Consider the following 6,305-nt stretch of genomic DNA (forward strand, 5'->3'; position numbering starts at 1 on the left):
CACTGCATCCATTCCGCCTACATGCTGCAATGCCTGGCGGCGTCGACGCGCGGCCATCCGGTGCCGCCGCCGGCCGATTTTCTCGGCTATGCGACGACCGGGGGCGCGGCGCTGCTCGGGCGCGGCGACATCGGCAGGCTGGCGCCCGGCATGGCCGCCGACCTATTCGCCATCGACACGCGGCGCATGGACTATGTCGGCACCAGGCACGATCCGCTGAGCCTGCTGGCCAAGGTGGGCATCGGCGCGCCGACCGACATGACCATGATCAACGGCCGCATCGTCTGGGCCAAGGGCGAGTTCCCGGGCCTCGACGAGGCCCGGCTGTTCGCGCAAGCCGAGGCGGCGCTCGCGACGGTGGAATTTTAGCAACCAAAACAAGGGGAACCGACATGCTGACAAAACTTACCCGCAGAACGTTGATGAAGGGCGCGGCCGCCTCCGGGCTCGTCGCCGCGGTGGCCGGCCGCGCGTTTGCCGCCGACGAACCTCTGGGTATCGTGCTTGTGGTCCCGTCGCCGGTCGGCGATGTCGGCTGGGGCCGCGCGCTCGCCGACGGGCTCGAGCCGGTGAAGGCGGCCTACGGCGACAAGGTGAAGGTGACCGTCATCGAGAACATTCAGGAAGGACCCGATGCCGACCGGATCATGAACAAGGCGGTCGCCGACGGCAACAAGTTCCTGATCGCCGGCTCCTTCGGCTACCAGAATGGCGCCCTGCAGATCGCGCGCCGCAATCCCGACGTCACCGTGCTGCACGCTTCCGGTTTCCAGGTGGCGCCGAACTTCTCGCCCTTCGCGGCCCAGTATTCCCAGGGCACCTACCTGATGGGCATGGCGGCAGCCGCGCTTTCAAAGACCGGCAAGCTCGGCTCGGTCTCCGCCTTCGCCATTCCCGAGCTGATCACCTCCATCAACGCCTTCACGCTCGGCGCGCAGGCGGTGAGGCCCGATGTCGAGGTTTCGGTCGTATGGGTGAACTCCTGGTTCGATCCGGCCAAGGAGCAGGAGGCCGCCAAGGCGCTGCTGGCGCAGAAATGCGATGTGATCTTTTCCAACGCGCAGGACACGCCCTCCGTCGTCTCGGCCTGCGAGGAGGCCGGCGTCCCCGCCTTCAACCTCAATTCGTCGATGAAGAAATACGCGCCCAAAACCTATCTTGGCTGTGTTGCAACCGACTGGTCGCCCTTTTTCAAGGCCTCGGTTGACGCCCATATCGCCGGCACCTTCAAAGGTGGCAACGCTTTCCTGGGTGTCGGCGACAAGGTTGTCGAGGTCGTTGACTGGAACCCGGGTATCCCGGCCGACATGATGGCCAGGATCAAGGAGGTTGAAGCCAAGATTGCCGACGGCAGCTTTTCGCCCTTTACCGGTCCGATCGCCAAGGCCGATGGCAACGAGGGTGTCCCCGCCGGCAAGACGCTGACCGAGGCCGAGATCGTGGCCATGGACTGGCACGTCAAGGGTGTCACCTCGCCGCTGCCCAAGTGACCATGACCGTCCCGCTCCTGTCGCTGCGCGGCATCTCCAAGAGCTACGGCCAGATCCATGCCAATCGGGACATCGATCTGGATGTGGCTCCGCGCTCGATCCATGCGATCCTCGGCGAAAACGGAGCGGGCAAGTCGACGCTGATGAAGCTGATCTACGGCGTCGAGCAGCCGGACGCCGGAACGGTGACCTGGAAAGGCGAACCCCTGGCCCTCGCTTCCCCGGCGGATGCGAGGCGCAAGGGGATCGGCATGGTGTTCCAGCATTTCTCCCTGTTCGAGACTCTGACGGTGGTGGAGAACATCCGGCTGGTTGTGCCCGCAAGCAAATCGGATCTTGCGCAACGCATCCGTGCGCTCGGCCGCGCCTTCGGACTTGAAGTCGATCCGCTCGCCCATGTGCACGCGCTCTCGGTCGGGGAGCGGCAGCGGGTGGAAATCATCCGCTGCCTGATGACCGAACCCCAGCTCCTGATCCTCGACGAACCGACCTCCGTCCTGCCGCCGCAATCGGTGGACAAGCTGTTCGAGACGTTGCGGCGGCTGCGCGATGGCGGCGTTTCCATCCTGTTCATCTCGCATAAGCTGGAGGAGATCCGCGCGGTCTGCGACCATGCGACCATCCTGCGCGGCGGCCGCGTCACCGGCAATGTGGACCCGCGCGACCATGACGCGCACGACCTCGCCCGCATGATGATCGGCCGCGACATGCCGCAGCCCATGCCGGCGGTCGCGCATTCCGGCGGCGACAAGCGCCTCGAGATCGTCGGCCTCGACCATCGGCCGGACGACCCCTTCGCCGTGCCGCTTTCCGACGTCAACCTGACGGTGCGGGGCGGCGAGATCCTCGGCATCGCGGGCATATCGGGCAACGGCCAGAGCGAACTCGCCGCGCTGATCTCGGGCGAGACGGTGCTGCCGCGCGAAAAGTCCGACCGTATCTTCATGATGGGAAAGGATGTCGGCGCGCTCGATGCGGCGGCACGCCGCCGGCTGGGCTTCGCTTTCGTCCCGGAGGAGCGGCTCGGCCGCGGCGCGGTGCCGGAAATGTCGCTCGTCCTCAACAGCCTTCTGACCGCCCATCCGTTCGGCCTGCTGAAACGCGGCCTCGTCGACACGGCCCGGGCGAAAGCTTTCACCGAGGACTGCATCCGCCAATACGACGTGCGAACGCCAGGTTCCGAAGCAGAGGCCGGCGCGCTCTCGGGGGGCAATCTGCAGAAGTTCATCGTCGGCCGAGAGATCATGCTGTCGCCGAAATTGCTGTTCGTGGCGCAACCGACCTGGGGTGTGGACGTCGGCGCGGCCTCCGCCATCCGCCGGCGCCTCGTCGCCCTGCGCAACGAAGGCATGGGCATCCTCGTCATCTCGGAGGAACTGGAGGAGCTGTTCGAACTCTGCGATTCGATCCAGGTGATCCATCAGGGCCGGCTGAGCCCGCCATTGGTGACGCGCGACACCAGACCCGAGGAGATCGGCCGCTACATGATCGGCGCCCATTCGACGGCCAGGAAAGTCCCTGCATGATCGCTCTCTCCAGGCCGTTCCTTCCCGTTCTGGTTCGCCGGGAGCATGCCTCGCTTACCGTGAAGCTGGTCGCCCCGCCCGTGGCGCTCGGCCTGGCGACGCTCCTCAATCTCGGGCTCTACCTCCTGATGGGCCGCGATCCGGTGGCCGTTTTCCACGCGATGCTTCTGGAACCTTTCCTGTCCTGGGCCTCGTTCTCGGAAGTCCTGCTCAAGACCGGGCCGCTCCTGCTCATCGCGCAGGGGCTTGCGATCGGCTTTCGCGCAAAGGTCTTCAACATTGGCGCCGAGGGCCAGTTCATCCTCGGCGCGATCTTCGCATCGGCCATCCCCATCTGGTTTCCAGCGGCGACGGGCCAGTGGATCTGGCCCTCCATGCTCGTCATCGGTGCGCTGGGCGGCGCGCTGTGGGCATCGCTCACCGCCTTCTGGCGCGTCAGGCTCAACGCAAACGAGATTCTCGTGTCGCTCATGCTGGCGCTGGTTGCCGCGCAATTGCTCAACTATCTGCTTCTCGGCCCATGGAAGGATCCGAACGGCTTCAACTTCCCGCAATCGGTGATGTTCCAGTATGATGCGATGGTTCCGATCCTGATCCCCGGCACCCGCGTCAATGTTTCGCTGCTTGTCGCCTTCGCATTCTCCCTCGCCGCCTGGATCTTCATGCAGAAGAGTTTCGCTGGCTACAAGCTGCAGGTCGGCGGCCTCGCGCCGCACGCGGCCGGATACGCCGGCTTCAACGAAGGGCGCGCGATCTGGCTTTCGCTGCTCATCGGCGGCTTCGCGGCAGGTCTCGCCGGAGCGGCCGAGGTGGCTGGCCCGCTTGGCCAGTTGCAGCGCTCCATCTCGACCGGCTACGGCTACGCCGCCATCATCGTCGCCTATCTCGGTGGCCTTCACCCGGTCGGTATCGTCTTTTCCGCGCTGCTGATGGCGGCCCTCTACATCGGTGGCGACAACGCCATGGTCTCGGCAAATCTGCCGGTCGCAGCGGTCCGGGTCTTCCAGGGCAGCCTGCTGCTCGCCTATCTCGTCGCCATCGCCTTCGTCCGCTACCGGCTCGTCTGGCGCCATGCCGTCCACGGAAGCACGTCATGAACGCCGTCGAGTTCATCGTCGCCGGGATGCTGGCGGCGGCCACGCCATTCCTACTGGCGGCGCTCGGCGAACTGGTGGCCGAGCGGGCCGGCGTCCTCAACCTCGGCGTCGAGGGGCTGATGGCCCTCGGGGCGGTCATCGCCTTCATCGTCGTCCATCAAGGCGGCGGGCATCTCCTCGGTTTCCTCGCCGCTGGCCTCGCCAGCGCTGCTCTTTCCCTTGTCTTTGCTGTCATCGCGCTGGGATTCCGCGCCAACCAGGTCGCGGTGGGCCTCGCCATCGGCATACTCGGCCAGGGCCTCTCGGCGCTGTTCGGCAAGAGCTATGAAAGCCTCACGGTCAAGGGGCTGCCGAAGCTTTCGTTGCCCTGGCTTGCGGATATCCCGGTCTTCGGCGGCCTGTTCGCCCAGGACGTTGTCGTGTGGCTTTCGCTTGCCGCGACCGTCGCCATCTGGGCGATGTTCGCCTACACCAAGACCGGCCTCGTCGTTCGCGCCGTCGGTGAGAACCCCAAGGCGGCGCATGCGCTCGGCTATCCGGTGATCGCCGTACGCTTCGCAGCCGTCGCCTTCGGCGGTGTGCTGGCGGGTTTCGCCGGCGCCTACGCAGCCGTGGTCTACACGCCGCTGTGGGCCGATGGCATGATCGCCGGGCGCGGCTGGATTGCGATTGCGCTCGTCGTCTTTGGCACATGGCTCACCAGCCGGATCTTCCTCGGCGCCTGCCTCTTCGGCGCCGTGTCCCTGGCAAGCCTGGCGGCCCAGGCGACCGGGCTGGGCGTTTCCTCGCAACTTCTGTCGAGCCTGCCCTATCTCGTGACAATCATCGTACTTGGCATCATCTCGTCGAACCGGCGCCTGCTCAAGCTCAACGGCGTGGCTTCGCTCGGAGAGTCTTTCGAGCGATAGGTACGCAGCACCCCCGGCGGCCCCCTCATTGCGGCGGAAAGAAGCACTGGAACCAGGAGAGTCGACATCGCATGAGGATATCTCTATATACCGGCGGCTTCGGCGACGCGCCCTGGGTATTGTGCGGTCGACGGCGCTGCGAATGTGCTGACCTCTATTGTGATGCAAATCGGTCTGAAAACCGGAAAAGCAAAATAGAAACAATAGTATGATGCTGGGTATCCCAGCCACCGCCACCATCATCCTCAACGATCAGAACGTGTTCCTTGAACCTTCCCACCTCTCGCACCCTGTGGACCTCGGGCAAGATCAACTTGCCGGGCGAGGCCGACTCGGCTGGAATGGGAGCATGCATCCTTTGCGGGATGCCGACGTTTATGATTACCAACCGGCATAGCCGCTAGGGAAAAGCAGTATGAGTGAACATGCGATCGAGTTCTTGCGGGAGTGGATTGGCGAGAAGGTTCACTGCCAGCACTCGCCGGCAAAGATCGAGACGCAGGCCGAGACCCTTGCCAAGGAGTGCGCGGCCAAGGCGGCCGAGGAGGGCATTCTTCTGGAGGACATCCAGGAAGAGGTCGGCGACATCAAGGAATTGATCGCATCGCGCCTCGAAGAGGCCGCCGAGGCCAGCGAGCAAGAGACCAATCCGGATAAGCCGTCCGAGTGATAGCCCGGCCCGGAGCAGCCGGGCGAGGGACGCCTGTCCCAGGCAGCGCCTACTGGTTCGGGAATCTGGCCTGAAGCCAGGCCTTCGGCAGCGCCGGCACGAAATTGCCGTCCCGCCCTGTCATGTCCTCATTGGCGACCAGCGCGTTGAGGATCGCTTCCTCCACTCCTTGCACCACCGCATCGAAAAACGGATCGATATCGACGTCAGGGACGAAATCGGCATGCGCGATCCGGCCTGACGGCGCCAGCGCGGCCTCCGGGTTGGCGGTAGAGAAGGCGAGAAAAATGTCGCCCGAACTGTGGTAGCCGTAGCCGCCGGTCATGGCGATGCCGAGCGGGACACGCCTCGCCAGCCGCTTCATCTGATGCGGCAGCAAGGGCGCGTCGGTGGCGACGATGGCGATGATCGAGCCCTTTTCGGCGCGCGGTGTGCCTTCGCGGATCGCCGGTTCGGCGAGATCCGGCCCGACGCGCTGGCCGCGCAGGGTGAAATTGCGCCGCTTGCCGAAATTCGCCTGCACGAACACCCCGACGGTGTAGCGGCTGTCCTGCCATGCGACGATGCGCGAGGCGGTGCCGGACCCGGCCTTGAAGCCGAACGAGATCATGCCG

Annotated in this window: 7 protein-coding genes; 6 read left to right on the top strand and 1 reads right to left on the bottom strand. The window is 65.1% G+C overall.

The genetic code is table 11. The features are described from left to right. The 6 genes from EN745_RS27200 to EN745_RS27225 form a co-directional block, all read left to right on the top strand. On the top strand, nucleotides 1–369 hold a 369-nt coding region (locus EN745_RS27200), incomplete at its 5' end, for an amidohydrolase family protein (protein WP_145992151.1). 26 nt (nucleotides 370–395) lie between these two features. After that, on the top strand, nucleotides 396–1,490 hold the full coding sequence (locus EN745_RS27205) for a BMP family ABC transporter substrate-binding protein (protein WP_189363172.1): 1,095 nt from the start codon (nucleotides 396–398) through the stop codon (nucleotides 1,488–1,490). Between the two features lie 2 nt (nucleotides 1,491–1,492). Further along, nucleotides 1,493–3,016: an ABC transporter ATP-binding protein gene (locus EN745_RS27210; protein WP_127422680.1), complete on the top strand. Its 1,524-nt coding sequence runs from the start codon at nucleotides 1,493–1,495 to the stop codon at nucleotides 3,014–3,016. Beyond that, nucleotides 3,013–4,113, top strand: a complete 1,101-nt coding sequence (locus tag EN745_RS27215) for an ABC transporter permease (RefSeq protein ID WP_127422681.1) — start codon at nucleotides 3,013–3,015, stop codon at nucleotides 4,111–4,113. The genes EN745_RS27210 and EN745_RS27215 overlap by 4 nt, the downstream gene beginning before the upstream one ends. After that, on the top strand, nucleotides 4,110–5,021 hold the full coding sequence (locus EN745_RS27220; RefSeq protein ID WP_127422682.1) for an ABC transporter permease: 912 nt from the start codon (nucleotides 4,110–4,112) through the stop codon (nucleotides 5,019–5,021). The genes EN745_RS27215 and EN745_RS27220 overlap by 4 nt, the downstream gene beginning before the upstream one ends. Nucleotides 5,022–5,436: 415 nt before the next feature. Continuing rightward, nucleotides 5,437–5,691 (top strand): DUF768 domain-containing protein, encoded by a 255-nt coding sequence (locus EN745_RS27225; RefSeq protein ID WP_126056423.1) that lies wholly within the window; start codon nucleotides 5,437–5,439, stop codon nucleotides 5,689–5,691. Nucleotides 5,692–5,740: 49 nt separating this feature from the next. Here EN745_RS27225 and EN745_RS27230 read toward each other — a convergent pair. Beyond that, nucleotides 5,741–6,305: P1 family peptidase (locus tag EN745_RS27230; protein WP_189363171.1), on the bottom strand; the 565-nt coding region annotated here is incomplete at its 5' end.

It is taken from the genome of Mesorhizobium sp. M4A.F.Ca.ET.022.05.2.1 (assembly GCF_003998845.1).
In the GTDB taxonomy this organism is placed as follows: domain Bacteria; phylum Pseudomonadota; class Alphaproteobacteria; order Rhizobiales; family Rhizobiaceae; genus Mesorhizobium.

What these genes read in the sequence shown, in the direction of transcription:
- EN745_RS27210 (WP_127422680.1), top strand. Translation starts at nt 1,493, where the DNA reads ATGACCGTCCCGCTCCTGTCGCTGCGCGGCATCTCCAAGAGCTACGGC.
- EN745_RS27215 (WP_127422681.1), top strand. Translation starts at nt 3,013, where the DNA reads ATGATCGCTCTCTCCAGGCCGTTCCTTCCCGTTCTGGTTCGCCGGGAG.
- EN745_RS27220 (WP_127422682.1), top strand. Translation starts at nt 4,110, where the DNA reads ATGAACGCCGTCGAGTTCATCGTCGCCGGGATGCTGGCGGCGGCCACG.
- EN745_RS27225 (WP_126056423.1), top strand. Translation starts at nt 5,437, where the DNA reads ATGAGTGAACATGCGATCGAGTTCTTGCGGGAGTGGATTGGCGAGAAG.